General features: G+C 40.0%; 41 protein-coding genes. 1 reads left to right on the top strand and 40 read right to left on the bottom strand.

What is annotated here, in order from left to right; genetic code table 11:
* Nucleotides 1-2: 2 nt before the first annotated feature.
* The 39 genes from ATE37_RS10825 to ATE37_RS03610 all read right to left on the bottom strand — a co-directional run bounded on the left by ATE37_RS10825 (nucleotide 3) and on the right by ATE37_RS03610 (nucleotide 24815).
* Nucleotides 3-3566: a phage tail spike protein gene (locus ATE37_RS10825; protein WP_241502095.1), complete on the bottom strand. Its 3564-nt coding sequence runs from the start codon at nucleotides 3564-3566 to the stop codon at nucleotides 3-5.
* On the bottom strand, nucleotides 3567-4289 hold the full coding sequence (locus ATE37_RS03790) for a phage tail protein (RefSeq protein WP_084867883.1): 723 nt from the start codon (nucleotides 4287-4289) through the stop codon (nucleotides 3567-3569).
* Nucleotides 4286-7702 carry a phage tail tape measure protein gene (locus tag ATE37_RS03785; protein WP_084867881.1) on the bottom strand — a complete coding sequence of 1139 codons (3417 nt, stop codon included), beginning with the start codon at nucleotides 7700-7702 and terminating at the stop codon, nucleotides 4286-4288. The genes ATE37_RS03790 and ATE37_RS03785 overlap by 4 nt, the downstream gene beginning before the upstream one ends.
* A 277-nt stretch (nucleotides 7703-7979) precedes the next feature.
* On the bottom strand, nucleotides 7980-8399 hold the full coding sequence (locus ATE37_RS03780; RefSeq protein ID WP_084867879.1) for a hypothetical protein: 420 nt from the start codon (nucleotides 8397-8399) through the stop codon (nucleotides 7980-7982).
* Nucleotides 8400-8410: 11 nt separating this feature from the next.
* Nucleotides 8411-8989, bottom strand: a complete 579-nt coding sequence (locus ATE37_RS03775; RefSeq protein ID WP_084867877.1) for a major tail protein — start codon at nucleotides 8987-8989, stop codon at nucleotides 8411-8413.
* An 11-nt stretch (nucleotides 8990-9000) separates the two neighbouring features.
* Nucleotides 9001-9324, bottom strand: a complete 324-nt coding sequence (locus tag ATE37_RS03770) for a hypothetical protein (RefSeq protein ID WP_084867875.1) — start codon at nucleotides 9322-9324, stop codon at nucleotides 9001-9003.
* On the bottom strand, nucleotides 9321-9668 hold the full coding sequence (locus tag ATE37_RS03765) for an HK97 gp10 family phage protein (RefSeq protein ID WP_084867874.1): 348 nt from the start codon (nucleotides 9666-9668) through the stop codon (nucleotides 9321-9323). Before ATE37_RS03765 ends, ATE37_RS03770 begins: the two co-directional genes overlap by 4 nt.
* Complete coding sequence (locus ATE37_RS03760) at nucleotides 9665-9964, bottom strand: phage head closure protein (RefSeq protein ID WP_070837064.1); 300 nt, start codon at nucleotides 9962-9964, stop codon at nucleotides 9665-9667. The genes ATE37_RS03765 and ATE37_RS03760 overlap by 4 nt, the downstream gene beginning before the upstream one ends.
* The gene (locus ATE37_RS03755; RefSeq protein WP_084867871.1) at nucleotides 9951-10232 is read right to left on the bottom strand and encodes a hypothetical protein; all 282 of its coding nucleotides are present in this window, start codon (nucleotides 10230-10232) and stop codon (nucleotides 9951-9953) included. The genes ATE37_RS03760 and ATE37_RS03755 overlap by 14 nt, the downstream gene beginning before the upstream one ends.
* 2 nt (nucleotides 10233-10234) lie before the next feature.
* The gene (locus ATE37_RS03750; RefSeq protein ID WP_084867869.1) at nucleotides 10235-10525 is read right to left on the bottom strand and encodes a hypothetical protein; all 291 of its coding nucleotides are present in this window, start codon (nucleotides 10523-10525) and stop codon (nucleotides 10235-10237) included.
* Nucleotides 10526-10536: 11 nt separating this feature from the next.
* The gene (locus ATE37_RS03745; protein WP_084867867.1) at nucleotides 10537-11709 is read right to left on the bottom strand and encodes a phage major capsid protein; all 1173 of its coding nucleotides are present in this window, start codon (nucleotides 11707-11709) and stop codon (nucleotides 10537-10539) included.
* Nucleotides 11706-12284: an HK97 family phage prohead protease gene (locus tag ATE37_RS03740; protein ID WP_084867934.1), complete on the bottom strand. Its 579-nt coding sequence runs from the start codon at nucleotides 12282-12284 to the stop codon at nucleotides 11706-11708. Before ATE37_RS03740 ends, ATE37_RS03745 begins: the two co-directional genes overlap by 4 nt.
* Complete coding sequence (locus ATE37_RS03735) at nucleotides 12271-13473, bottom strand: phage portal protein (protein WP_084867865.1); 1203 nt, start codon at nucleotides 13471-13473, stop codon at nucleotides 12271-12273. The genes ATE37_RS03740 and ATE37_RS03735 overlap by 14 nt, the downstream gene beginning before the upstream one ends.
* A gap of 19 nt (nucleotides 13474-13492) precedes the next feature.
* Nucleotides 13493-15223 (bottom strand): terminase large subunit, encoded by a 1731-nt coding sequence (locus ATE37_RS03730; RefSeq protein ID WP_084867863.1) that lies wholly within the window; start codon nucleotides 15221-15223, stop codon nucleotides 13493-13495.
* Nucleotides 15216-15608, bottom strand: a complete 393-nt coding sequence (locus ATE37_RS03725) for a P27 family phage terminase small subunit (RefSeq protein WP_084867862.1) — start codon at nucleotides 15606-15608, stop codon at nucleotides 15216-15218. Before ATE37_RS03725 ends, ATE37_RS03730 begins: the two co-directional genes overlap by 8 nt.
* Nucleotides 15609-15718: 110 nt before the next feature.
* Entirely contained in the window at nucleotides 15719-16045 is a 327-nt protein-coding gene (locus tag ATE37_RS03720) for an endonuclease (RefSeq protein WP_042902965.1), read from the bottom strand.
* A 117-nt stretch (nucleotides 16046-16162) separates the two neighbouring features.
* Complete coding sequence (locus tag ATE37_RS03715; RefSeq protein WP_084867860.1) at nucleotides 16163-16402, bottom strand: hypothetical protein; 240 nt, start codon at nucleotides 16400-16402, stop codon at nucleotides 16163-16165.
* Nucleotides 16403-16566: 164 nt separating this feature from the next.
* Nucleotides 16567-17109, bottom strand: a complete 543-nt coding sequence (locus tag ATE37_RS03710) for a site-specific integrase (protein ID WP_033585091.1) — start codon at nucleotides 17107-17109, stop codon at nucleotides 16567-16569.
* A gap of 192 nt (nucleotides 17110-17301) precedes the next feature.
* Entirely contained in the window at nucleotides 17302-17703 is a 402-nt protein-coding gene (locus ATE37_RS03705; protein ID WP_084867858.1) for a transcriptional regulator, read from the bottom strand.
* Nucleotides 17704-17904: 201 nt separating this feature from the next.
* Nucleotides 17905-18150 (bottom strand): hypothetical protein, encoded by a 246-nt coding sequence (locus ATE37_RS03700; protein ID WP_024056614.1) that lies wholly within the window; start codon nucleotides 18148-18150, stop codon nucleotides 17905-17907.
* Nucleotides 18150-18410: a DUF1372 family protein gene (locus ATE37_RS03695; protein ID WP_084867857.1), complete on the bottom strand. Its 261-nt coding sequence runs from the start codon at nucleotides 18408-18410 to the stop codon at nucleotides 18150-18152. The genes ATE37_RS03700 and ATE37_RS03695 overlap by 1 nt, the downstream gene beginning before the upstream one ends.
* 17 nt (nucleotides 18411-18427) lie before the next feature.
* Complete coding sequence (locus tag ATE37_RS10735; protein WP_180382756.1) at nucleotides 18428-18565, bottom strand: hypothetical protein; 138 nt, start codon at nucleotides 18563-18565, stop codon at nucleotides 18428-18430.
* On the bottom strand, nucleotides 18565-18765 hold the full coding sequence (locus ATE37_RS03690; protein ID WP_084867855.1) for a hypothetical protein: 201 nt from the start codon (nucleotides 18763-18765) through the stop codon (nucleotides 18565-18567). The genes ATE37_RS10735 and ATE37_RS03690 overlap by 1 nt, the downstream gene beginning before the upstream one ends.
* A complete protein-coding gene (locus ATE37_RS03685; RefSeq protein WP_084867853.1) occupies nucleotides 18762-18935 on the bottom strand; it encodes a topoisomerase in 174 nt (57 codons plus the stop codon). Before ATE37_RS03685 ends, ATE37_RS03690 begins: the two co-directional genes overlap by 4 nt.
* A 13-nt stretch (nucleotides 18936-18948) precedes the next feature.
* Entirely contained in the window at nucleotides 18949-19365 is a 417-nt protein-coding gene (gene ssb / locus ATE37_RS03680; RefSeq protein WP_084867852.1) for a single-stranded DNA-binding protein, read from the bottom strand.
* A gap of 89 nt (nucleotides 19366-19454) precedes the next feature.
* Nucleotides 19455-19775 carry a 3-dehydroquinate synthase gene (locus ATE37_RS03675; protein WP_084867850.1) on the bottom strand — a complete coding sequence of 107 codons (321 nt, stop codon included), beginning with the start codon at nucleotides 19773-19775 and terminating at the stop codon, nucleotides 19455-19457.
* Complete coding sequence (locus ATE37_RS03670; protein ID WP_084867848.1) at nucleotides 19772-20185, bottom strand: YopX family protein; 414 nt, start codon at nucleotides 20183-20185, stop codon at nucleotides 19772-19774. Before ATE37_RS03670 ends, ATE37_RS03675 begins: the two co-directional genes overlap by 4 nt.
* Before the next feature lie 12 nt (nucleotides 20186-20197).
* Nucleotides 20198-20476 carry a hypothetical protein gene (locus tag ATE37_RS03665; protein WP_084867846.1) on the bottom strand — a complete coding sequence of 93 codons (279 nt, stop codon included), beginning with the start codon at nucleotides 20474-20476 and terminating at the stop codon, nucleotides 20198-20200.
* A gap of 1 nt (nucleotide 20477) precedes the next feature.
* A complete protein-coding gene (locus ATE37_RS03660; protein WP_015997042.1) occupies nucleotides 20478-20969 on the bottom strand; it encodes a MazG-like family protein in 492 nt (163 codons plus the stop codon).
* 1 nt (nucleotide 20970) lies between these two features.
* Entirely contained in the window at nucleotides 20971-21192 is a 222-nt protein-coding gene (locus tag ATE37_RS03655; protein WP_084867844.1) for a hypothetical protein, read from the bottom strand.
* Between the two features lie 9 nt (nucleotides 21193-21201).
* Complete coding sequence (locus ATE37_RS03650; RefSeq protein ID WP_084867842.1) at nucleotides 21202-21663, bottom strand: class I SAM-dependent methyltransferase; 462 nt, start codon at nucleotides 21661-21663, stop codon at nucleotides 21202-21204.
* Nucleotides 21660-21854, bottom strand: coding sequence for a hypothetical protein (locus tag ATE37_RS03645; RefSeq protein WP_084867840.1), 195 nt, complete (start codon nucleotides 21852-21854; stop codon nucleotides 21660-21662). The genes ATE37_RS03650 and ATE37_RS03645 overlap by 4 nt, the downstream gene beginning before the upstream one ends.
* On the bottom strand, nucleotides 21854-22726 hold the full coding sequence (locus ATE37_RS03640) for a phage replisome organizer N-terminal domain-containing protein (protein WP_084867831.1): 873 nt from the start codon (nucleotides 22724-22726) through the stop codon (nucleotides 21854-21856). The genes ATE37_RS03645 and ATE37_RS03640 overlap by 1 nt, the downstream gene beginning before the upstream one ends.
* Nucleotides 22727-22746: 20 nt before the next feature.
* Nucleotides 22747-22956: a hypothetical protein gene (locus tag ATE37_RS03635; RefSeq protein ID WP_084867829.1), complete on the bottom strand. Its 210-nt coding sequence runs from the start codon at nucleotides 22954-22956 to the stop codon at nucleotides 22747-22749.
* Nucleotides 22957-23036: 80 nt separating this feature from the next.
* Nucleotides 23037-23294 (bottom strand): hypothetical protein, encoded by a 258-nt coding sequence (locus ATE37_RS03630; RefSeq protein WP_084867827.1) that lies wholly within the window; start codon nucleotides 23292-23294, stop codon nucleotides 23037-23039.
* A gap of 12 nt (nucleotides 23295-23306) precedes the next feature.
* Nucleotides 23307-24014, bottom strand: coding sequence for an ORF6C domain-containing protein (locus ATE37_RS03625; RefSeq protein ID WP_084867825.1), 708 nt, complete (start codon nucleotides 24012-24014; stop codon nucleotides 23307-23309).
* An 18-nt stretch (nucleotides 24015-24032) separates the two neighbouring features.
* Complete coding sequence (locus tag ATE37_RS03620) at nucleotides 24033-24263, bottom strand: hypothetical protein (protein WP_084867824.1); 231 nt, start codon at nucleotides 24261-24263, stop codon at nucleotides 24033-24035.
* A 10-nt stretch (nucleotides 24264-24273) separates the two neighbouring features.
* Nucleotides 24274-24471: a hypothetical protein gene (locus tag ATE37_RS03615; RefSeq protein WP_001865136.1), complete on the bottom strand. Its 198-nt coding sequence runs from the start codon at nucleotides 24469-24471 to the stop codon at nucleotides 24274-24276.
* Nucleotides 24472-24611: 140 nt separating this feature from the next.
* Nucleotides 24612-24815, bottom strand: coding sequence for a transcriptional regulator (locus ATE37_RS03610; RefSeq protein WP_084867822.1), 204 nt, complete (start codon nucleotides 24813-24815; stop codon nucleotides 24612-24614).
* Nucleotides 24816-24866: 51 nt separating this feature from the next.
* Between ATE37_RS03610 and ATE37_RS03605 the strand changes: the two genes are divergently transcribed.
* Nucleotides 24867-25262, top strand: a complete 396-nt coding sequence (locus ATE37_RS03605; protein WP_084867820.1) for a DUF2513 domain-containing protein — start codon at nucleotides 24867-24869, stop codon at nucleotides 25260-25262.
* On the opposite strand, the gene ATE37_RS03600 is transcribed toward ATE37_RS03605, so the two are convergent.
* Complete coding sequence (locus ATE37_RS03600) at nucleotides 25251-25511, bottom strand: hypothetical protein (protein ID WP_049543938.1); 261 nt, start codon at nucleotides 25509-25511, stop codon at nucleotides 25251-25253. The two genes, ATE37_RS03605 and ATE37_RS03600, sit on opposite strands and share 12 nt — an antisense overlap.
* Nucleotides 25512-25606 lie beyond the last annotated feature (95 nt).

Genomic DNA, 25606 nt, shown 5'->3' with positions numbered 1-25606 from the left:
TTTTATCCTTTCAATATTTCAATACGTCCGTCGTCATAGAACATTAGCTTGTCTCTATTTGTTCCTTTAGCTTTAAATCCTGTGTACCAGTTGCTATTATATTGTCCAAATATGTGTTCTAAAGGAACCCCCCCATTCTCTCCAAAACTCATTTTGAAACCAGGATTTAAGTAAATCTCCCTTGCATTAGGTGCAATTTCTATGAATGGAGTACCACCTAAAGCAACAAAGCCAATCGAACTATCCCACCCTGTAGCAAATGAGGACATTCTACGCACGCTGTTTATTTTTGAATAGCTTGAACCAAAATTTAAGATACTGAATAGGGTATCTTTATTTTGTTTGAGAGAAATCCCATCATCGTTAATGATCATGGTTGTCCCATAGTTATTTTTAAAACTCAGCACACCTTTAACTAAATCAAAGTGTGTAACATCATTTAGCGACTTGATAACACCACCTTTAATTTGACTAGCACTAAAATCAATAGCTTGCATGCGATTGATAAAAGCCTGCTTTGCAAAGAGGTTCTCTGTAAAGAAGTCATTTGCGATGAATTTATTGGCCATTGCTTGGTCCATGACCAACTTATCAGCTGTGATAGTGTTCGCTCCTATAATCTCAGCGTTCAGTTTAGCGAATGTACCCTCACCGACAAATAACCGCTTGAAGTAACCATCAATCGCAGTAAGTTCATCAAGCAAGGTCTTCCCCTTAAGACGAATCTTCTCAGCTTCAATCAAGATTTGATTGTTCGTCGCGTTGATTTGCGAGATAATAGAGCCAGCGCTAGTCAGATTTTGAACGGCCCACGAGCCAGCCAGTTGACTCTGAACCGTGCGAATCGCTTCGTCTGTGTCTTCAGGAGCTTCCGAAAAGTCTGTAGAGACTGTTCCGATTTCAACTTTTGGAAAAGCAATCCAAACAGTCGCAGCGGTGAATACATGCATGATTACTTCATTACTTGCATTTGAATTCTCGCTTTTCGTCAACTGAATATCATAGAATTTCCAATCGGTGGTTAACGAGACACCTTCAACAGTATTTCGATATCCTGCTCGAGCTTGAAAATTCGTGTTATTGACAGTAGACTTTGCCCAAAAACTGAAACGCACAGATTTATTGCGCATTTCATCTGCTGTATTTAAGCGCATATCTCCGCCAGTTCTAAAAGTAACTTTCTGATTGTTTGCCTTTCCGTTAAAAGTCGATACAATCTTTAACGTATTAGCTCCTCTGAACTTCGTATTCGTATCTATACTTAAAGCAAGTTGTCCTTGCGTTTGCTCAATACTGTCATCTACATGATATGTTGAATAACGTTGATGAAGATCACGTTTAAACAATGAATTAAGAAATAGATTTCGTCCACCAGCCGAAGCCTTTGCAACCTCAACCTGAAACAACTGATTCGTCAAAGCCATGCGAGCAACCTTGTCAGCAATATCAGACTCGCTACGACCGATAATGCGCTCATACAGCTTGCTAGTCTCTTGCACACGTTGAAAGTCGAGCAAGTTCGCTTTTCCAGCTATCTGAGAAGCGATATTCGCAAATCGGCCATCGACAGTCGTTCTGTATTCTGAAACTTTTGCGTCTGCGTAGTTTTGATTATTTTCAGGAGCAGGCTGATACGCTCGCTTCATCGTGCCTTCGTAAACATCAATTTCAGTTATCCAAACAGTCGCACTTTGCCCGTCACTTGATCCAAAATTATCAAAGCGCAAAGAAAAGCCATCATAGTCACCACTATTAAATTGAACTGTGAAGCGCTCTGCTTGTTTAGGAGATAGACGTTGATTGAAGACATCTAGCGTTTTCTTCCAAACATTGTCTTTATTTGACAATAAGCCCGCCAAAACCCTGAAGCCAGATACATTTCTGGACATGAAACCAGTGAAAGAAAGCGTGTAGTCCGTGTTCTTCTTAAGCTGATTGTAGCGACCTGTCTGAATATAGCACAATCCTGCTTCTTTCGTATCGATGGTGAACAGTGGAGCTGAGCTATTCTTGTAGAAATCATGCGTTCGGTTTGTGAACCATTTTCCGTTCGTTCCGCCCCAGTTCTTATCCCCCAGCTCCACAGCGCCATTAATGACCAAATTGGGACTACCTAAATTAATTTCTTCAAATCGTCTTGTCAGCCCCCGAACGTCTTCTACATGCTGAGACTTCGCGACATAGTCGTTAGAGATGTTTTGACGAAGAACTGCGATATCAGCTCTTGCTCGCTCACTGATCTGCTTCGCTTCCTGGGCGAGTAAGCTGCTGGCGCCAGCGTTTCGCAAGGCTTCCTCGGCCCTGCGCTTGGCTTCTTGTAGAGGCCCATTGTTGAAATTACTAAAGCGCTGGTCGATAGTGTCAGAGAGTTGACGCTTGACCTCTTCCGCTTTTGCTTTGGCAAATTCGAAACCGTCCGCAATTTCTTGTCTCAGTAATTCTGCCTTATGATCAAAGTCTAAGTCAGCATTTTGAAGAGCCTTTTCAAGGGCGATTTCTTGTGCAGTTCCTGTCACATCAAGGATTGCATCGGCTGCGCTAGATAGCCCACCAGAAGCTCTAGAACCACCAGTGCCTGCCTTGTCGTCGAAAGTCAGAGAGATATACTCTTCTTTCAAGGCATCGAATTCATAAGCAATAGCTTTCTTGAATGAATCGACATTATGTTTCCAACTCTTGAGATTGACTGTATCCCCCATATGAACAACTTGCCCATCAAGTTCATAGGCTTCAATCTTGATAGCATCAGAGACCTTGTCAATGCCCTCATTTGAGAACTTAGCCTGTGCCCACTTCTGCAACTCTTCAACGCTCTTTGCGTTGTTGTTCTCATACTCTTTTTCATTGATATAAGGGTATGAGTTGATAAGAGGACTATCAACAGTCACTCTGATAGTCGTTTCCTTTTCAGCGCCTTCAGGTTTAAAAGTCGATTTAGCATGGATTCTTGTGACAACATTCTGACTGTTCCTTGTACGTTGGTAGTCCTTCAGATTCTTGTGTGTCGTGATAACAACACCACGATTCTCGCCACGACTCTTCTTGACAGTCATCGCGAAGTTATCACGAACCAGCTCGCCTTCCCATGTCCCGACGATACTATGCTTGCCATCAAGCAATACAGAGTACAAAGTTTCTGTTTCAGTCGTGTTGAAGGTCCTACGGTCCTGAATATCGCTATTGAAAGAAAAATCACCCAAAGCTGTTTTGGTATTTTGAACCATGCGAGAAAGAGCCATGCCACAACTCTGACTAGTCACGCTCATTGGCGTGATAGACCGTTGCATCACATCGTCTGAAATGTGATAGGCTGTGATTTCCAGATGGTCATTTTGTTCAACAGGTTTCTTAATGCGAAATAGCTGCGCACCAAGAACAGGAGTCGGCGCTTTTATCAACATATCTTCTTTGATGAGCTGATAAATACCAGAGTCAGAAATAGGATATTTCATAGTTAAGGTGAAATCGCCATTCATGGTCTCCTTAACAATTGCCGAAGTCGCTTCATGAAGTGGCTCCCCATTCCAACGCACGGTTCTTACATCTTTATCAAGTAAATAAAGCAATTATGCCCACCCCCAAACCGTCTCGATTTCAAGCGATTGAATACCTGGACCCAAAACAACCCCAACATTCTTCACTTTAGCTGGATCAACTGTGATAAAATCCCCTGACCATTTCACTGGCTTTCCTGTTGTTGTCTTAAAACTAGGATTATCAGGATTGTTGACCATCACAAGCGACTCAGTAAGCCGTTCAAGACGGATGACCTGCCCAGCGATTGTAAATGAAGTCTCAGAAGCGCTCTGACCAACAATTGTGATTTTAGGAAAGGCAAGAGCAGAACCTTGCACGGTCAAGGTCCCACTTCTTGTCAATCTCTGTGTATCAGTTCCTTTAAAGTATTTTGTAGGATGACAAGTGAAGGTTGCTTTAGTCATATAAAGACCAGGTTGCACTTCTTCAAGGTCACTCACATTGACCTTATAGCACCAAAGACGAGTTGTTTTGACTCGCTCACTCTCTAGCCAGAACTTCTCACGGATAAACAGACTCATAAATTGGTTCATCTGTTCTTCAGTAGGTTTGACTAAGTAAATCGTATAAGATTTCTTGACCAGTTCCCTATGCTTGTTTGTCTGAACGATTGCTCCACTGATACCACCATGTTCCAAAAGAGCTGTCTTGCTATCTCCCAGAGCAATTGAAGGAGAGTCGTGGACAATGACCTTAAATGGAAAAGACGATGTCCTCACACCGTCAATCACAAGCTCATTATGCTTTATCATGCAAATCCTCCTCTCAATTGTGTCTTCCGTTGCAATTCGTCAGCAATCCTCTGCGCTACCTCATCAGCAATCCGAATAATGTCAGCTTCTTCTCTGACGGTATTGCCAGTGATAGTGATATTGATTGTCGGTGAAGTTCCACCCATTGTCTGAGCAATACCTCGACCGATAGCGCCAAGTGTTTTGTCATTGAGTGGTAACACTGCTTCATTACCAGCTTCACCGCCAACCATCATGTTATTTCCATTCATTCCAAAGATGGTTGGTTTTGTCATGATACCGCCTTTGGCATACCATTCAATTCCAATACTTGGAACACCTTGACTCAACCAATCTAATGGATTGGCCGAACCACTCACATAAAAGTGAGGTAGTGGGATATGTGGCCAACTAATGCTGAAGTTGAACAATCCTTTAATGGCGTTGATAGCCGTGCTGACGAGGTCCTTCGCTCCATTGATAGCACTGCCGATGGAACTTTTAATACCATTCCATACACTTGATACCGTGCTTGAAATGCCGTTCATGATATTTCCTATAGTTGTGGAAATACCTTGCCATGCCGTTGAAATGATACTTGAGATTGAAGAAATTACTGTTGAAACAATTGATTTAATCGCTTCCCAAACAACTGACATGGTATTTTTGATTGTCTCCCACGCTCCTGACCAATCTCCGTTAATCACTTGCATGATAGCAGTTATGATCCCTTGAATGACTGATATGGCTGTCTGTACAACTGTTTTAAGCACCTCCCAAACCATTGAGACACTTGTTTGCATATTCGTCCACATCGCTTCAAAATATGGAACCAGGTATTCCATAGCAACTTGAATAATAGTGGTGATGATGTTAATAGTCGTACCAATTATTGTGGAGATAGTATCCCAAGTAATTTTAAAAGTGCTTTCAATAAGCGCATGGTTCTCGTCTATCCATTCAGTGATTCCGCCAAAAACTGAAATAATAAAATCTGAAACATTCTGAATTGCTGTGCTAATTACGGTTTGAATGGCTCCCCAAACCGTATTGACAATTTCCATGATCCATGTGTGGTTAGTTTCCCACCAAGCAATCATTCCTCCAAAAACATCCTGAATAACCTTATCGATACCAGTGATTGCTAAAGTTATCAAGTACGACATGATGTTCCAAACATAGCTAGCTGTTTTTAGGATATCTTCTTGATTAGCTTTCCACCAATTCGTTAAAATTCCCCAAACATCTTGAACTACTGTGCTGATTGCTTGAACTACTGTTAAAATAACCGTTGAGATGGCATTCCAGACATTTTCAGCTTTTGTTTGGATAAGTTCTTGATTCTCTGTCCACCAATTGACGACGGTTCCAAAGATGCTCATAACAACGTCAGAAATCTCTGACACGACTGCGTTGATGACTTCAAGAATCGCATTCCAAACGGTTGTAACGACTTCACGAAAACCTTCGTTTGTATCCCAGAGATATTTTAAAGCGATTACTACTCCTGCAACAGCAGCAGCAATCGCTAAAGCTGTTCCAATAATTGGGAGAGCAGCTGTGATCATTGCACCAATCGAAATCTCCAAAGCAGTTGCGGCCGCTTGCAGTGTTAAAAATATAGGGACAATTACACCTACAATAGCTACGACGGTTCCTATAACCACTACAAATTCTTTAACGGGCCCAGGTAAGCCACCAAACCATTCCGCAAGACCTTTAACAATATTCCCTAACATTTCGAAAACAGGAGCTAAGACTTCTGCAATCGCAGCACCTAACTCTGACATGGCCAAAGTAGCTGAATTTTGAGCTGTCTTAAATTTGTCAATAGGATCAAGCGTAGATTCGTATGTTGAAGATACTAATCCAGCTGATACTTGGGATGTATAGCCTAATTCTTCAAAACTTAGTGCTCCACGTTTGATTGCGTCAACCATTTGAGGAGCTTTTTTTGCTCCAAAAATTTCCATCGCAGTGCTAAGAGCTTCTGTCTCGCTCTTACTATTTTTGATAGAATCAATGGTTTCTTTCAACCCCTCTGTCATAGATTTACCTTTTTTGGCATAAGCTCCCGCAGCCTTTGTCAAGCCTGATAATGCAGCAGATGAATCAACGCCGTGTTGCTCCAATTGGCCGATAAGAGTGACCGCTTCTTCAAAACTCAGCCCTAGCAACTTAATTTGAGGTGCCCCGTCAGTTGCTTTTTTCATCAGGTCATCTACCGAAACACCTGTAGCTTGAGCCACGAAAGTGGTCGAATCTAAAACAGCAGATAAATTTTCGACAGACAATCCATAAGCTTCCAATGCTTGTTTTGATTGTATCGTCGCATTAGTCACATCGGAACCATTTATTTCTGAAAATTTGATAACGTCCTCTGAAGCATTTTTCAATGCTTCTCCGGTCAATTGAAATTGTGTGTTGACTTCTCCCACAGCATTTCCTACAGTTGAGAAGTCCGTTGGTAATTCTGTCGCAATATCATTTGCGATTTTTTGCATGCCTTCAAGCGCTTCACCGCTAGCACCAGTTTTTGTGACAATGGTGTCCATACCCTCGTCCACTTGACGAAAGGCTTCAAGAGCACTCTTTCCGAAATCAACTAACTTTTGACTGATGTCGGATAGTTTTTCGGAAAATTGATTGAGCAATTCAGCTTTTAAGAGATTGTTTGTCTCGCTTAAGGTTCCGCTCGCTTGTTTTCCAGCGTTCTCAAGATTACTCATCTCTTGAGAGAGATTCGAGTAAGCTGTTTTAGCTTGATTCAACTGCGTTTCCATCTTATTGGCTTCAGCTGAATTCTCACCATACTCTTGCTTTGTAAGAGCTAGTTGCTTTTCTAGGTTTTCAATCTGCCGAGCAACAATATCAGATTGCGCTCCAATCTTTTTCTCAGCAAGTGCCAACTTGTCAGCTTCACTTGCGTTAGCTCCTAGCTGACTTTCTTGCAATTTGAATGAACTTACTACTCTTTCATTCTCACTAGCCAGTTGCTTCTGCTCATTTTGCAACTCTTTTAATTGGTTCTTGTTGTTCTGAGTAGCACTCCCATTCTCAGCAAGCGCCTGGTTGACGTTTGCTAGTTTACCTTCGTAACCTTTAAGGACATTCTTAGTAGTCTCAACTTCACGTTGAAAAGCTCGATACTGATCAGCACCAATATCACCATTTTTGAACTGCTGCTCCACCTGAGACTGAGCTTGTCTCAAGGTTTCTAGTTTCTCTTTGGTCGTCGCAACTTGCTTTTGCAAGACTTCTTGCTTCTGAGTTAGGAGCGTTACGTTCCCTGTATCAAACTTCAAGGCCTTGTCAATCTGTCTCAACTCCTGACTCGCATCAGTAGCAGCCTTATTGACATTTTTCAGCGCCTTCTGTAAGGGTTGCGTGTCGCCATCGATTTCAATTTTGATACCTTTGATATTTCCTGCCATATTTCCTCCTTTCATAAAAAATAGAAAAGCGCTGAGAGAATTTCTACGACTGATAATGCAATCAGCCCAACGAACTTGGTCTCAGAATCGCTCTCTCAGCACTCATTTTTTCCTTAAAAACTGTCAAAATCAGCTTGCGTGGCCTTCCGTTCGCCACCTTTGTCCTCACTCCGTAAATTCACATAATCCGTCTGATAATCCAGCGCCATTCCGATTGAAATATGCTTTAGATCATCGATGGACAATCCAGTTTCTTTACAGCAAGATAAGTATGACTCTACTGTGAAGATTTCTTCGCTAGCTGATTCTGATTCATCTGGTGCTTTTTTGTTGTCATGCTCGCATTCAGCATTTCCATCAGCACAGGCCCAACTTCCTGAATCGGAAAGACTTCCATTTCCATGAAGAATTGTTCATAAGGCTTGATGTGAGGATTTGCAGATTTAGCAAAGGTCCAAAAAAGACGGTTGAAAAAGGTCATGTCAAACTCTTCTAGCATTGAAATGTCAATGTCAGTCGCTGTCAATTCTTTTTCAGCTTCCAGCTTGTTCAACTCATTCATGAATGATTGATTTTTCAACATCGAGAACAAATCTTGAAAATAATCTTTCCCGAATTGTTGTTTGTAGGCAATGGGAGTATAACCATTGGTCCCCAGCTCATACTCCTGATCACCAACCAAAACGATTTTACGCATAGATCTTCTCCTTAAGCTGCAACGGCAGTAGGTTCATACACTTTCTTGAACCAGTTGTCATACGCATCCTTGTCATCAGCTGATGTGATTGAACGTTTAACAACTGTATCCAATGGACGCGGGCTAGCTTTGAAACTAAGTTCACGTTCGTTTGTTGACGTCCCGTTCTTAGTTTTTGAACCAAGAGATGGGCGACTAGCAAAACAGTAGTACATCACATAGCGAGTCTTGTTTTTGTCGCCTTCAAACTGGAACATCATTGCGAACTCTGTCAAGTTCGCATCTGCTTTTTCAGTCATAACACCAGTTTGAGGGTCCTTGATTTCACCAAGAATTTTTGTTGCAAATTCATCAATGATGTGTGGAATTTTAAGTTTACCTTCATATCCTTCATTTGAATTCATGAAATGGTAATCCTTGTTGTCTGCCTTGATAGGAGTTGTTTCCCCTTTGGTGTCAAGTGTCAGCTCCATTGCTCCAGGAAAACGAAAAACATCACCGTAAGTAATAACTCCATCTGCTGCAAGTGTTTTGATAGGTGCGATATGTACGTTTTCTAAACCAAATGTTACTTTATTTTCTTGAGTCATGTCATTCCTCCTTAATATAGATAGACCGTATAAGACTTGACATAGAGTCTTTCCGTCTCGATAAATGTTTCTTCTTGGACATCGAAAAAGAGCTCGTGGGTTGTCCACAGCTCTTCCAGACGTTCTTCCAAATCTTCATCCTTATTCTCAAAAGCCAGCTCGACTGTCACGCTCTTAATCTGATGATTAACCGTGTTGTCAGCTGCATTGATGGCTGGACTTGATTCATAATAGACCAGGTAAGGTAGGTCAGGAGCGTTCCCAGTTTTAAACGCTCGATAGGTGACAGGCAAGTTTACCTGTTCTAAAATAGCAGCAAAGTTTGATAGCTTCATTTCCCAATCTCCTTGATACGCTTCTCAAAGTTCTGAATTGCTTTTTCTTCAGCTGGCTTGATGTGGACGATACCAGCGACACGACCACCATTTCTTGAAAGGTGTCCGTTCTCAAGTATGTGAGTAAGACTTGCAACTGCGTTGAAGATAACAAAAGAGCCATTGGCCAGCTTCTTCTTTTTCCAACTTCTACGATACTTTCCGTACCGTTTCGGACTTGTCTCCTTCAACTCATCTACAGTCTCATCAGCTACTTGCTCGGCAATCTTATCCACTTCTTCAGTAACCTCATCAGAGTAAGCTGCAAGCTCTTTCGCTATCAAATCAGCAAGGTCATTGCTCATTTCAAGACCTCTGACAAAGTCAACTCTAAAATTTCAGAATCGATAGGATAGGTTTTCAAGATACGATATTGCTTGCCTTCAAATTTCGCAAACTCCTGATTCTCATACTCAAAATTTCGAATCTCAACAACCAAGCTCGGTTTTAAACCTGCCTGATTTGCTTGATAAAATTCAGAGCGAGTAACCTTCTTTTTACGACACAACAGAGTAACTTCAACATCTTCAGAGATTGGTTGTAGTAACTTGTCCTTACCTGTGACTTTTTTAGAGATCAGTTTGATTTCATGATTCCACATTCTTGACCTCTTTCTTTGATGCTATCTGTAAATTATGCAGTCGCCATTGAAGGTGACGTGGCATATCCACCCCACCCTCATAGCGATAAGCAGCATAGTCAACGATAAACATTTCATGGTCAGCACGCTCACCAACAAGCTCGATACCGAGGTTATCGGTCAATTCAGTGATGACACTTGAAATGATTTTTCCTAACGGCTTGTCTCTCAAGTTGGTTGAAATACCCAGCTTGAGTTTCAGCAATTCCAAAAGCTGACCTTCGTCCATGTTTACTCCTCAACTTCCTTAGCAGGCTCTTCAGCAGTTTCAGCAACTGTTTCTTCCTGCTCAACTGCGGGCTCTTCATTCACTTCTTTGGTTTCAGGAGCTGGCTTCTTAGTTTCATCATCTCCCAAAACTTCAAGGAAGATAGACCCAGCAGTGTTAGCACCAGTCAAAAGTCCATTGGTAAAGCTATCTGTGGGCTCATATCCCTCACGAGGAAAGATATCGCCAACAGCGTAGTCATGATTTTCAGGATCAGACAAGTCCTTGAAAGGACGGATTACTTTATAGCTCATACGCTACCTCCTTAAGCTACAACATCAGTGTAGGTTCCGAAGAATCCAGCTTCTTCATCTACTTTCTTCATATCCAAACGGATAAAAAGCCCAAGCAATTGTCCGTAAATGTCATTGTTCACCCATTTAACAGATACTTGAGAACGGTCAAACTCTTTGACGAACTCAGTAACATCACCGATGAAGAATTTCATGTCTCCTTCGTTTCCAAACACTGTATCATCTACTTTGTAAATTGTTTTCCCACCAAATGAATATCCAGTAGGTGAAGCCACATCTGTTTGAAGCATGTAACGTCCATCTTTGTCTTTCACCTTGTCAAGTGCGGCAAACATTGACTTAGTTACAACGATGCTTGCTTTGTAAATTGATTTAAGCTTCTTGTTGTAGATATCTTTAATACCATCAAATCCAGCTGCATCTGCTTGAGTTGCTGTTTTGAGGACAGCTGTAACTAATGACAATTCAGTGTTTTCACCTTGATTGATCACTTCTTCTTCAACAATAGCCATGATGTCATAGTCTGCGTCGTCAATCATTTCTTGTGACACAGGGACATATCCACGGTAAGTCTTGATTGAATAATCGATCTCGCTGATTGCTGGTTTTCCGAGTTCTGGATTTGATTTCAATTCATCTGTTGAAACCATTACACCATCCGTTTTCTTGATAACTGGATATTTACCAGATCCACTGTTAACTTTCACACGTTCCACAAGATCCAAAAGTGGATTGCGTGGCTTATCAAGGAAGTGAGGTTTCAACACTTCAGTTGGGATCAAAGCAGCGCTTCCAGAGTCTGTTGTTTTAAGACCTACGATGTCACGAGTTTGACCAGTGCGAATGAATTTAGCAATTGCGTCACGTTGTTCCAATTTCTTTCCTCCACGTTGCTCCCCGTCTGGATAAGTTGGGGCTTTCCGATTTTGTTCATCAACTTGTTTTTGAAGTTCTTCAATTTCTTCTTCAAGTTTTGCTTTTTCTGCTTTTTTTTCTTCCAATTCTTTTTGGATGTCTTCAAGGTTCTTCTCAACCGTTGAAACTTCTTCTTCAGTTTCAGCACGGTCCAATTTTTCCGCTTCGATTGCAGAACGGTCTTTCAATTCTGTGATTGCTTCTTCCAATTCAACAACCTTGCTTGCTTTTGCACGCATGCGTGCGCCATAAATCAATGCTTTATTCATAGATTGTATTTCTCCTTAATTTTCATTTTGCGTTCATTTAACGCTTCACTGTTAGCACGTTTCAGACATTCAAAGTCTTTCTTCCGTGCAGCAATTTCAGTCTGTGGATATGCTGGGAACGTGCAAGGACTTACTTCAAAGATTTCAAGCTCTAGCACGGTATCAAGATAAGAACCATCTTCACGCTCGACAGTGTCTACCTTGATTGGCATAAATCCAAAACTGCATCCAACAATATCACCACGCTGTACACGGGCATAGGCTCCCATAGCGTCTGGATCATTCCTGTTGATGATAATGTCCCCATAGAGACCTTTGTCATCAACTTTGAGACTCACTGTGCTGTTCCCTGTGCGTCCTAATACTAGGTTATAATCATGATTAAATAATGCACGGATGTCAGCATTCTTGATGGCTTCTTCCACTCCTGCACGTTTGATCACTTCAAAATAACCTGGCCACAGCTCAGTTTCTTCATCGAACCGGATGAAGTAGCCACTCAGAATCAAGTCACCAGATTCTTGTTCTTCTCGTGTCTCAAATTGAGTAGCGATGTATGAATTACGTTTCTTCACTGGCATTTCCTCCTTCCTTGTTTAGTTTGCTCTGATTGCCTAACTCGCTTTGTGGCAGATAGTTTTCAAGAACAATAATTTCATCCATTTCAGGATCCGGAGTCATACCCACCCAATCTCTCCACTCGTTTCTACGCATTGCAGCACTGTTGGTCATTTGTTGGGCCACAGTTGAAAGCTCTGTAATGTCGTATGAGTACAATGAGCGTGGATTGAATTTGAAGTAGCGTGTTGTTGAAGTCAGTAGATCTCTTGTAAGTGTCTGAGTAATCGTTGTTGCGATGCTCATGATAGTGGTATTCACAAAGTTGTTGTATTCTTCTTTGTTGAAATCTCCCACACCTAACACAAAAGCCGGAACACCTAACATTCCAGCTACTGTCTTCTTATCAATTTCTACTGACTCATTCAAAGCTATGTCATTCAAACTTAATGGCTTCACTTGTTCCACTTCCATCAAGGCATCAGGAACAATCCAAGGTTCCCCTGACTGGCTTGTTGTCAAGTATTTCTTAGCGATTTTTTCCCGCCCCTCAACAGTTCCAAGCTCTGCACTGGATGAGTCCACCTTCACAATGAGGCTTGGAACGTTCTTTCCGTTCATGAAGCCCTTCTTGGTCTGTGTAGCCATGTTCAAATTGCGTACAATGTCTTTCAAGGCCAATCTAAAACCGGTACCGATATAGGGCCGGTCTGGATCAGGATTGATGGCAAAGTGGACCACTTCATCTGGATTGAAATCAGTGTCCCTGAAGTGGATCATGTATGTTAGATCATTACTTTTGAACGACACTTCTGACATCGGGAATGGTCTGAGATTGCTGATGTAGTCAGTCATTGGATCGTATTCCACATGTAGGACAGAATTCCCATCGCCAAACAGGAGCAAGTCCCTGACAATCTTGAAGATCCATGATTTTCTTGTCATGTGATCACAAGGGTTGATGTCAATCTTGCGGGCTAACCCGTCCTTGATCCGTACATCACCGGATTCTGTATTCTCCATGAGCTGGATCGTCATGTTTGAGACCATATCAGCAATTTTATTGACTGCCATAATCACATCTGGATTCCTTGCTAATGGAATATAACCATCTCCATCATACATAATACCCAGATCTGAATTACCAAAGCTTGTGAACATCGTGTGAGACTTCCCACGCTTGAAGAGTTTGTCAAAGATTCCCATCTTTCCTCACCTCCTTTCTCTAATCAAAGAAGCTCATCACATCGCTATTCTTACCAAGATTAGCAAGAGCTTGAATACAAGCAAAAACGCTGGCATCGAACAAGTCAATCCTTGCAGTACCACCGTCACCGTCTAATTTTTCATATTGCACAGCATCATCCACTTTCTCGATAGCTCTAACATTGCTTACACAATATTCGTAAGCATCCGAATGAAGATAATAAAATTCTTTATTTTTTACCTTGAACTCAATTCGTCTGAAGCCCTCTGATTTCAGCCAAAAAAGCTGAGGTTGGTCAATCATCTTGAACCGAGCTTGTTTCATCTTCGTCAGGAATTCACGACCAAACTTCCTATCCATTCCGACAGCAGAAATCTTGAACCCTTTCTCTCTCATATTGATGAACCATTTAACAATATCATCATAGAGAACGGTCGGAGTATTACTCATCGTCAGCCAACCATCAGACTGCCACCCAAATAGTGGAATCCCGTCATCATTAGCCTTTTTCTGAGCGTTGACCCGAGGAAAGAAAGCGTGTGTGATACAGATATCAATATCTTTTTCACCATCATGATAGACACCATAAAGAGCCGCAGCAGTCAAGTCGTGCAACCTTGACAAGTCAGCTCCACCATACCACTGGATAGGCAAGCGTGCCAGTTCTTCCAAAGTCCAATCGTAACAACTGTCTGAAGCAATAAATTCATCAGGATTGAAATAAGCGTTCATTGAGTTTGTAAAGACATTCAAAGTCTTGTTGAAAAACTCATTTCTTGTCTGTGGATCATTCATAGCCTGCTCTGCTTCTTCTTTCAGAGCCTTGAGCGACACCGTCACACCCCACGAGGGGTTGGCTTTCTTAAGAACATTCTCGTCCAGGTAATCCCCCACGTCTCCATCGGTAGTCTGGTCAGCTTTGCAGATGAATATGAACAAGGAATCATCTTTGACCAATTGCTTGAGGACCTTTTGACAGTATTTCAAACGGTTAGCAAGGAAACCAGTAGGAATATCACCAGCCGTAGAGATAACAAAAAGCATACTGTTTCGGTATGCTGACATTGTTTTCTTCATAAGACCATACTTCTTACTGTTTCTCATCGTGTGAGCTTCATCCATGACAACAACGTTTCCGTTCAAAGCGTCCAGACGGCTCTCATCGTTTGCCAGAGCTTGGATAAAGAAAGAACCTTCATCACCAAAGTTAGCACTAATTGAGTGTTCCTGGTTGTTGTCCTTGATACGAATGTTCTTGTCATTCCATCTTTCCACGTTGAATTTCAAGAATCCGAAGGCTTCCATCGCTTGCTTGACTGAGTTGGCCACGATGTAGCATTTTGAACCGCTATCCGTATCTAATATCTGATAAGCAAGTGCAATTGCAGCAGTAAACGAGGTCTTCCCGTTCTTTCGAGCAAGCATGATAAGCGCTTCTTTAAACCTGCGCTCATTTGACCCCTTGTAGTAGAAACCAAACAGATTGACTACTACGAAATGTTGCCACGGTTGCAAGAGAAACGGCTTGTTACGGATAGATACCGCAAACATATCATCACCCTGCTGGTGGACTATCGTGTTCTCGATAAAGTGAACAACGAAATCAACGATTTCCTCATCCATTTCAAACTCGGGATTGTCAAGATTACGAATGAACCTTTCAGCAGCAAGAATATTTTCCTCGCAATGTTCCTCTCTGTGAGAAATGACGTGCCGAGCATACTCTTTCGCTTTATCAAGATTACCCATCTGCAGTCACTCGCTTCTTCTTGATTTCGTTTTTAAACTTCAGGACCTCAGTAAGAACTGAATCACCTTCTTGTTCTACTACCTCACCGAGCGACTTAGGATTCATCATCAACTGATTAGAGTAGCTGAGGATGTCTTTCCTCAAAATTTCCATCGCTGTCAAGATTGGAACTTTGCGCTCATTCTCAGCACCAGCCTTATTGACGTAGGTGTCTGTCACTGGATAACCCATGTCAGCATAATCTTGAGCAAGTTTTTGATACTGATATAGCATGCCTGCAAAAATGTCAATGATCATTTCGAACTCTTTACGATAAGTGCCCAAGTCTTTCATCTGCTTGACCACTTTTGACTTAATCGACTTCGCTGTAACTGGTTTAGCCAAAAACTACCTCCTTTCGTCAAAATCGCTTAGTTTTTACCCCCTTTTTGTTTGAAGGCCCCCAACTTGGAAAAAGTTCCCTTCACCGGTACCCTACTGGCCAAAATGAATTTTTAAAGAGGTGGGGGGTATCCATAAAATTCTTCAAATTCCTTTTTTCTCTTTCTTTGCCAAAATAATCCTTGATTGATAATCTTATCATTCTTTCTATCGTGAAACGTATTGTGTTTCTTGTTTGTTAGTGGCAAACAATTCCACTCGACGAATTCAAGTTCAGGATATTCAGATACAGGAAAGATATGATGTACCATTTCAGCTGCTACTGAAATTCCATACCTCAAACTTTCCTGGCAAAGATAGTCGAACTTCCGCATAATCTTATCACGAAACTTCTCCCACTTCTTAGACTTCAAGGATGGTCTGATAGGTTTGTTGTACATGGCAAACCTCCTTTCCAATACTAAAAGGGACAGGTCAGTGACCTATCCCCTCTCATACAAGAAAACCATGCTACCATAATAAACCTTTTTTTGTGAGACTTCAAGATGTCTTTTGTCTCATTCTTTTTTATTTTTGTATTCGCTAATAGAAATGATTTTGTTATTGTCTTTGATATGCTTATAAAATCTAATTGATTCTGGGTGAATTTCACTAACCACAATTTTCCCTTGTATCCCTATGTCGCTTACTTCGAGGTTTAAAGTTTCATCGCCAATGCTTCCTAAAATTTGAATTTTATCTTTGCTTGATATTTTTTTATAAATCAAATTCAAAATTCTTTTCAGTACTTTTATCATAGTCATACCTCTTGTAACTATACCAATTTTATCCCTCACTTTCACATATCTTATATTTTGTTAAACTCCCCTTGATTCTCAAATCCTTACAGCTCCTAGCTTTTTGTGTCTTTGATTTTTTCAGTTTATGCTTAACTCATTATGTGAAAGTAATATCTAAAAAATTAAATGACAAAGTTCCGTAGTGCGTCATCAAGCTCTGCTTGCTCTATCCCTATGTATCTCAGGGTAATCGCTGGTGATGAGTGATTGAACATCTTCTGTAATGTTCCTACGTCCTTTGTCTTGTTGTAGTATTTATATCCAAAAGTCTTGCGCATCGTGTGAGTTCCTACGTTATCAATGCCTAGCTCTTCAGCTGCTTCATGAATGATTTGATAGGCTCGCTCACGAGTGATTGCTTTATTCTGACCTTGCCTACTCTTGAATAAGAAATGATGAAATGGTTTGCCTTCTACATATCTTCTCATTTCTTTCTTGAGTTCTTTCGTCATCCGTCTTGTTATCTGCTTGCCAGTCTTCCGTTCTCTCAGCTTGATGTGCCAACCTTGTACATCTTTAACTTTCAATGTAAGTATATCTCCAACTCTCAAGCCAGTATTCAGACCTGTAATGAATAGCATATAATACATCTCATTCCACTCTTTTAGATAATCTTTCATTGCCTGAATGTCATCATTATCTTTTATCGGCGATACAAATTCCATGTTCTACCTCCTTTCTGCAAAACAAAAAGCCAGCACTTTGCTGACTCTTGACGATACTTCTGTTGGACAACTTGTTTGACTAGAATTAAGGATGACTCCTAAGATGTAATGTGTGTTTTTGTTTCAGAAGTTCATGCTATCATAATAAACCTTTTTTTGTGAGACTTCAAGATGCCTTTTGTCTCATTTTATTTATAGCTCACCTTTCAAAATAGCGTACTGCTCTAGGATAATCCTTCTACGTCGATAGATTGTAGCTTTGCTCATGAATTTCTGTTCTGCTATTTCTTCCCATCTCAGTTGAGGATATCTCCAGCGCAGATTAAAGATTTCCTTATCTTCATCAACTAGATTGATCAAGAGTTTGTTAATAATAGCTTTGAACCCTTCGAGAAATTTTAAGGTTGGATCATCTGCGATTCTGATTGCGATGGTTTCGGTAGGTTTGCTTATTCCTACGCTGGGACCACTCTGAGCATTTGGGTTTCGAGTTTCTAATTCTAGTCTTCTCAAATCTATTGTACGTTGAATGTTTTGGAATTTGAAAAGTTCTCTGTCCAATGTTTTGAGGTCTTCGTCGCTCAATTTCTTCAAATTTTACCTCCGAATTTTCTAAATAATTAAATAAGCTATCGAACATTTTAGAGAAAGCCTTACTGATGTCAGAAACTATCTGCTTAATCATTCTAGATAAAACTTCAATTTCTTCCTGACTTAACTTTCTAAGCTTATTTTCTAATTCTATTTGTTTCTTCTGAGCAAGTTGTTTAGCTTTCTTCTTTTTAATCCTTCTATTCATCTTGCTCTCCATTTCCTGGTATTAGCTTTTATGAACTCAGCCTGCTCTTGCATCTGCTTCCATTCGTAATCCATGATAATTTCAAGTTGATTATTACAAAGGGCTTTTAAGAAATCATTTTGAGCTTCTAGCTTCTCAATATCCTTATAGGCCCTTTCATACAGTTCATCTTCCAGAAATCTGATGCGCTCTGCCATTGCTTCCTGAATGATGATGTAAGTTGGTTTCTTGTACTTTGTCATTACAATATTACCTCATCTCCTATTTTAAGAGATTCATAGTTTGTTTGAGTAACTACGAACACTCCGTAATTTTGTACTGTGATAGTGTACATGTCTCCAATCTTCTCCTTTTGTAAGACTCTACCTTTGATTTCTGCGCCTTGATTGTCAGCTTTATAAATGACAATCGGACTCTTTGATTCTAGTTTTTTAATGTGGATACTCTGCCAAATATTTAATCCAGCAGACAATAAAATCCAAATTAAGATAAAACGTTTCATTCTGTGCCCTCCTCAATCTATATTTCTTTCAAATATTCATTAAAAATATCTTCATCAAGAATTCCGTTTTCGATTAGATTTTCAACTGCAATTTCAATTTTAATCAAACGATTTAATTCATTGTTAGGCAATGTAGCCATAATAACTTCTTCCATCACTCTACCTCCTCTTCATCGTATGGTATATCTCCATTTGATAAGTATTTAGATTCAATCATCAAGAAATCATTGACACATTGCTGACTACAGAAGCAATTTTCAACATCGTTAAATAACGAAAGAATAACATGATTCTCTTGTACTACCAGAAACTCATCTTCGATTTTTTTACAACAATTCGAACATTCATAACTCATCTACCTGCCTCCTCCGCAGCATACTGCAACCATACAAGAGTTTCATATAAATCTCCTGCGTGTTTCTTGATATTTCCCAACTCATAGCTGTTTAGATTATCTGAGTTTGTTAAAATATCAATTTTTAAATTATCGATAGCTAGAATAAAATCTTTTTTCAGTCTGTTCATCCTTCACACCTCCCTAAAATGGCAATCCATCATCTGGAATATCCACTGGATCACTGGCTCCGAAGCTTGGTGGCATCTGATTTTCCATGCTCGAATGGTCCGCAGTCTTATCTCGCTTTTCCAAAAGCTGAAAGCTTTCAGCTACAACTTCCGTCACATAAACACGTTGTCCTTGCTGATTATCATAGCTACGAGTTTGAATGCGACCAACTACAGCCACCAAAGCGCCCTTTTTTGCCCAATTTGCAAAATTTTCAGCCTGTTGGCGCCACATGATGCAACTAATAAAATCAGCTTCACGATCACCTGCCTGATTCTTAAAATTGCGATTCACTGCCAAACTGAAACTCGCAACAGCCACATTTGATAGCGTGTATCGTAACTCAGGGTCACGAGTCAAGCGACCTACCAAAACAACATTATTGATCATCTTTCTTTTCCTTTCCTGTCACACATTCCACGACTGAGTAACCAATAAAAAGCACAGAAAAGTTATTCCAAATTCTTTAATAAATTCAATCATTCTCTATCTCCTTCTTCATTTTCTAAAGCGGCATCTTGTATGAAAGTATTACCAATTTCATAGTGTTTGTATTCCTCAGCTGTCACTTCAAACGTTTCTTCAACTTGCTTATTACCTGCACGACCTGAAACGACCAGAATGTATTTTCTTTTGGTTCTGGTTGGCACAAGTACCGAACTTTTTCCTGTTGTAACAGGTATGAAAGTTGTGTGAGGTTCATCAATGTACTTATCTACCACCGTCCCACTCGAAATCTGATGGCATGCTACGAGGAAGGATGCAAGTAAAACAACACATAAGATTTTAAAATACCTCACTCTTTGACCTCCAAAAGCTCTGGATTTTCGTATATATTACCTTGTAGGTATATGTTACAGTTTTCAATACAGTCAGATAGACTATCCCAGACCTCTTTTTCTTTGCATATATCTAATAACTTAAACATACCTTTATCAAAGATAACCTTTGCTCTACCGCTATCTTCAAATTCATCCCAATAAGTCCAAAGGATGACATCTCCTTCAAAAATTTCCTTCCCAGAATCATCTTCGAGGCCTGTTGATTGCATGATACATTCATAATCATCAAAATGTAACCAGTCTTTTCTTTCTTCAATCCAAACGATAGGACAAGTCCAGTTTTCGTCATCTGTGTCACAATTGCCTACCATGACTTTATAATTCATTTCGTTTCGCGCTTTATCCCACACTCTAAATTTTGGTATCATGCCAAATCCTCCTTAAATAAACAAACTAGCTAACCAAATTAAAAATGCACATGTAATGATTTTTGAAATACTGCTCTTTACAGCATAAGAATAATCATATTCAGATTCCTTTTTGCTGGATAACACAGGCCAGATGAAAGATAGTAGTGCATCCATCCCTAATGCTTGCCAGACTGTGATTTTACCAACTGGAATGATTGTTGTGATAATTTCATTCCATCCATACTGAACTACAAATGGCGATACAACGATTACAAATACAGCACCTAAAACAATACCTAGTTTTTTCATTTTATAAATCCTCCTCTTTCACAAACACCCCATCAATCATCTTACCTTTGCGGTCCTTGATGACTTCATAAGCTTCTTCTAAGCAACTTTCAGCTGTAGTCCCATTGCAAAATGAAACCGTACCAATCACACTGTCAAGAAACATTAAGTCTGCTTTGATTAAAGGAATTTTTGTTTCATTGTGACAGACATGAGCGTATAGCTTCTGAGCGATATTGCCCAAACTGGAAACCATCAGCAGCAATTCAAGTTCCTGTTGATTGGCTGAAATCTGAGCACCGTTCTTAATCTGTTGATCAAGCCCAATCAAAACTACCTGGATGTCTCCAAGCGCATCGTAAATCAGTTCAGATTTATCCTTTGCAATACCCTCAAACAATTCTCCTGACTCTTCCATCAACTTCAAGAACTGCTTGACTGGGTTTGCTTCATGTAAATTTCGGTCAACAAACCACTGTTGAACCTTTTCTTCCAAATTCATTTTTGTATTCATCTTAGTTTTCCTCCGTTTTCTTCGTAATCAAGTAGTAGCAATCAGCTGCTCCGTAGTCAATCCTAATGTTCTCACCACTCATGCTTTTCCGAAATCGTGGATGACTGATTGCTGAGTAACTAGCTTGATGTTTCTTTAGTTCATTGATTGCGCTATGTATGTGGCCGAAACTCCCAATGAGTATCTTGCGGTGACCGTTGTAAATGAAATAGAGATTTAACATCAATACCTCCTAAAATTTCATAAAAGCCATCCAGTGAGTCGTCCCACGTTGCTGTCCAAAAAGTGGTTGATGCGGAACCAATTCCAAAATTTCCTTAACATTTACTTGAGCATCAGACCACTTGAAAATAAGTGTTCCACCTGTTTTCAAGACCCTAAAACACTCTTCAAAACCTTGTTGCAAGTCTAATCTCCAAGTCAACAAATCTAGTTGACCATATTGCGCACGCATGAAGGATTTCTGACCAGCCCATAGAAGATGTGGCGGATCAAATACAACAAGGTTAAATGTTTCGTCATCAAATGGCATGTCTCGAAAATCTGCGACAATATCTGGCTTAACATTGATTTTCTTTTTGTGAATTTCAAATTCTTCTTCACGTCTATCCATGTATGTTGTGTGTGGTTCCTTTTTATCGAACCAAAACATTCTAGACCCACAGCACGCATCTAGTATTCGTATATCTTTCATCCCTTCACCTGAATCACATAGAAATTCCCAAAAGATCTAAGTGCCTTAGCTACCTGCAATGCGACCGCACGAGAAACAAACCGAATAGCTCCCCTCTCTTCCGAAAATGAGATATCAATTCCAGTCACACCGATTGTGACAGCCCTCAAGTACGGTTTTTCTTCTTTTGTTCCGTGTTTCAAAATAAACATCAGTTTCTTCCTTTCTCTAGTTTTTCTAGCATTTCTTTTTTCTTCCTCTCAAGGTCCTTTTTGGTCTCATCACTAGTCTTATTGACATAGTCTGGCTGTGACCATTCAGGAACATTTGATTTCTGATTACCTGGACGTTTGCTGATTTTACTTTCTTTGTACGCTCGCTCACGTTCCTCGACTGCTGCAATAGTCAAAACTCCATCGTTCTTCCAATTGGTCAAAATCGCTCTGATATAACTAAAGTTTCTTTTACCATTATCAGCAGCAAGACCAATTGCTTTCAGGACAACCTTTGCTTCCATGCCGTCTAATGTGACGAACTCTTTCAAGATTTCAAATTGAGTTCCATCCAACGGAGCGATACGAGATTGATATTCTTCGACGATGAGTGTGACTGGATTTTCATCTACATCTTTCTCTTTCTCTATCTCTGTATCTATATCTTTCTCTATATCTCCGTTACGCTTTGTTTCATCGTTGTTACATTGTAACGCTAATTGATTTTCTCGAAACTTGCGAACCCTTCTGGCGCTTGCGGTTTCACTACCTACCATCTCAGGAACTTGCTCCAAAAAATAGTCTCTATCTGATTTTCTAGTCAGCAGACCTTTGCTTTCCAAAAATAGCAAAGTAATTTTGATGTCTTCAACATTCTCGTCAATCATAAGAGCGATTTCTTCAGCAAGATTATCAGCAAGTCCATCGTAGTAGATACACCCTCCATCTTCCAAACTAATCAACATCATTTTAAGATAGATAATAGTGTGTGTATCGCCACCAGCAATCTTCCGAAGTAACTTCATTTCTTTAGATTTGAAAAAATCCTGAGTGAGTTGAATCCAGTAGTATCGCTTGTTTTTAACAGCCATTGATACCCTCCATTTCTCTACTAATCCACAAATGTTTCTTTTCGTGTCACGGGATCAATGTCCACACGTCGCCCTGTTTTAAAGTCGATAAACCCTTTTTCAACTTGTGGCGCTTGAAATTGGATCTTCTTCGGTCTCATGGCCATTTTAAGCTTGATATTCATAATCAGTGATTCAATCAAGACTACTGAAACTACTGTGCATACTGCGATAATTTGTAAATTATTCATGTTTTTTATCCTCTTTTTGTGCTATAATATAGTCAAATAATTTTGCTAAGACCTTGTCCAGAAGCCTTTTAGTAAAGTTATTATAGTTGATTAGAGAGCCATTCCTTGATGGCTCTTTTTGACCATTTCTTACCAGGGAGTTCTTTTGGAAATCCCTTCATGTAACGATAATTATTTGAAAATGTGTCATAGTTGATTCCTAGAAATTCGCAGGTAGTGCCTACATCCATCAATTCAGGATAGTGGTCACTATCTTTTTCTATTTCAACCAACCTTGTGATCGTGTCCCTGATAATGGATTTGATCCAGTCTGTTAATGAAATTAGAACATTATCCATCTTTTACCCTTTCTAAATTTCGTCAAATGAGTTCAATTTCATGATTTTCATCTTAGTATTGGTGCTTGGCTCCCAAGTCATCCAATAGGCCAATGCGGCATCTGCGAATTTTTTCGGTAGCAAGTCATAACGACTGATATTAAAATGATCCTTGAAATCAATCTCAGCTTGTCTGAATACTGATTGAGCGAAGATTTTATCAGCGTAAGCAGGGCTATCAATACCACCCAAGCAAGCTACTACACGAGCCTTACGCTTCTTCAGTAGTGATTGAGCATAGCTCGGATGAATCGGTTGCTCACTTTTGAGATAGTCAATATCTTCTAGCATGGTCGCCTGTTGCTCACGCAATTTCTTCTGACCAGTAAAAAGAGCGATAAAGGCATCTTCGTCCAAATCCTCACGGATAAATCCGCCCTGCTTGCGAATAGCTGGCAAGACCTCTGATGTCACCCAACGCTTAAACTCTCTGGCTTGAGGAAGCTTACTTGAAAGAATGAGAGAGTAAAGACCAGATTCGTTAATAACGGTAACACCTCTATTTCCAAAAGTACCGTTTTGGTAGTTTTGGCGATCTTCTTCATCTACGTGACGGTTTATGTCTCGACTACCGTTTTGGTATCCTAGAATATCCGCAACATCCTTCCCGACAAACCAAGGCTCGTCATCAATTGTCAAAGTACGGACTTCTTGTCCGTGAAAGTTAAAAATTTCGTTCATATCCCTCTCCTTCAGCACCTAATTTTTATGATTAGGTGTTTTTTGTTGCATAGCACGTTTTCTGATAGCTTTTACCAAACAATCAGCTAAGTGAAGCATATTCGGGATCTTGCTTCCTTTGATGCTACTAATAGCTCCCAAGGCTTCATAGTAGGTCTCTGTGTGTTCCAAAACATCATCGACCATATTTTCAAAATGTTTCTCAATGATTTCTTTGATGAGATCATTATCTTGTCTCGCATTGTTCATCTTCACCCTCCTACTCCAGCACCTTACTGCCGACTACCAACCGTTTAACAACAACGTCCATCTCCTTAAATTCGGCATTCTCTGCACAGTAGCGGACGCTCTCACTGATGATATGACAAATGGATACTCCGTACTCGTTCGCCAGCTCTGTAGCGATATCCCAGGCATCTTTATCAATCCGTGTTACTTTTTGCGCTGCGTTGTTCATAACATTCCTTTCCTTACTTTTCCCAGTGTTAAAATAGTTTCCCAAACGTCCAGTCCCTCAAGACTGTCGATCATCATCTGACTAAGTTGGTGATTTTTCCTTTGCCAATTCAGTATTATTTTCGCTTGCATATGGACCTCTCAGTGATTTTTCCAAGGATTCTCAATTCCTAAAACATCAGTGACTTTTTCTTTAACATAATCACTTCCTTTGCCATACTTCAGCAACTCTGAAATGACCGAAGGTGCGACGAATACTTGTTTTGCCAATTCAGACTGAGTCATATCCAGCTCAATCAAACGAGTTTTAATTTTAGCCTTAATTATTTTTAGTTCTTTACTCATATTCTTCCTTTCTAAATTTGATATAATATAAATAAAACTCGGAGGTGTACCATGAAATTTGAACCAGAATTAGTAAGAGATATTTTGCTAGACATTGAAGAATTACATCAATATCCAGAACCGTTTATTTTCTCTAATAACTCGAAATTTAACAGAGCTAACAAGTATGAGACAAATACTATTGTTTATCACTGTAAGTTACTATCCGAAGCTGGTTTTATAGATTGGTCTCCAAAATTTGACGGTTCAAATTCTTTGTATATTGCTTTTGTTCATGGCATGACTTACCAAGGGCATCAGTTTCTTGATTCAGTGAGGAGTCCTAAAGTTTGGAGAGAAACCAAGAGTGTCGCTGAAAAAGTAGGTGTGTTTTCTCTAAACTTTCTATCTCAAACTGCCTCACAAATCATTACTAATCTTGTAACAAACCCGGAGCTATTTAAGTAAAGTATTTTGAAATGATTGCTTAACAGTTGCTTCGTGTAGCTGTTCGCGAGCATCTATATAGTCAATTTGGATGAGAGATTCTGGGATTTCACCTCCCTTAGTCCCCCAAATGATTTTGATAGATTTAAGGCCGATACCCTCAGCTCGGAAATCAATTCCATTCAAAATAACGTGTGGAACACTAGAATCACTACTAATCTTGATTTCTAAATCTTGGATTGGTAATGATTTTTTTGATAAATTGCTCATCTTTCTCTCCTTTCTTTTTAAAAAATTATCTAAAAAGTTAGCGAATTTCTTGACAAAATACAATCTATAGTTTAGAATTTAATCATAGAGAAAAG

It is taken from the genome of Streptococcus oralis subsp. tigurinus, assembly GCF_002093575.1.
Lineage (GTDB): Bacteria > Bacillota > Bacilli > Lactobacillales > Streptococcaceae > Streptococcus > Streptococcus oralis_CH.
This window is presented reverse-complemented; position numbering and strand designations above follow the sequence as displayed.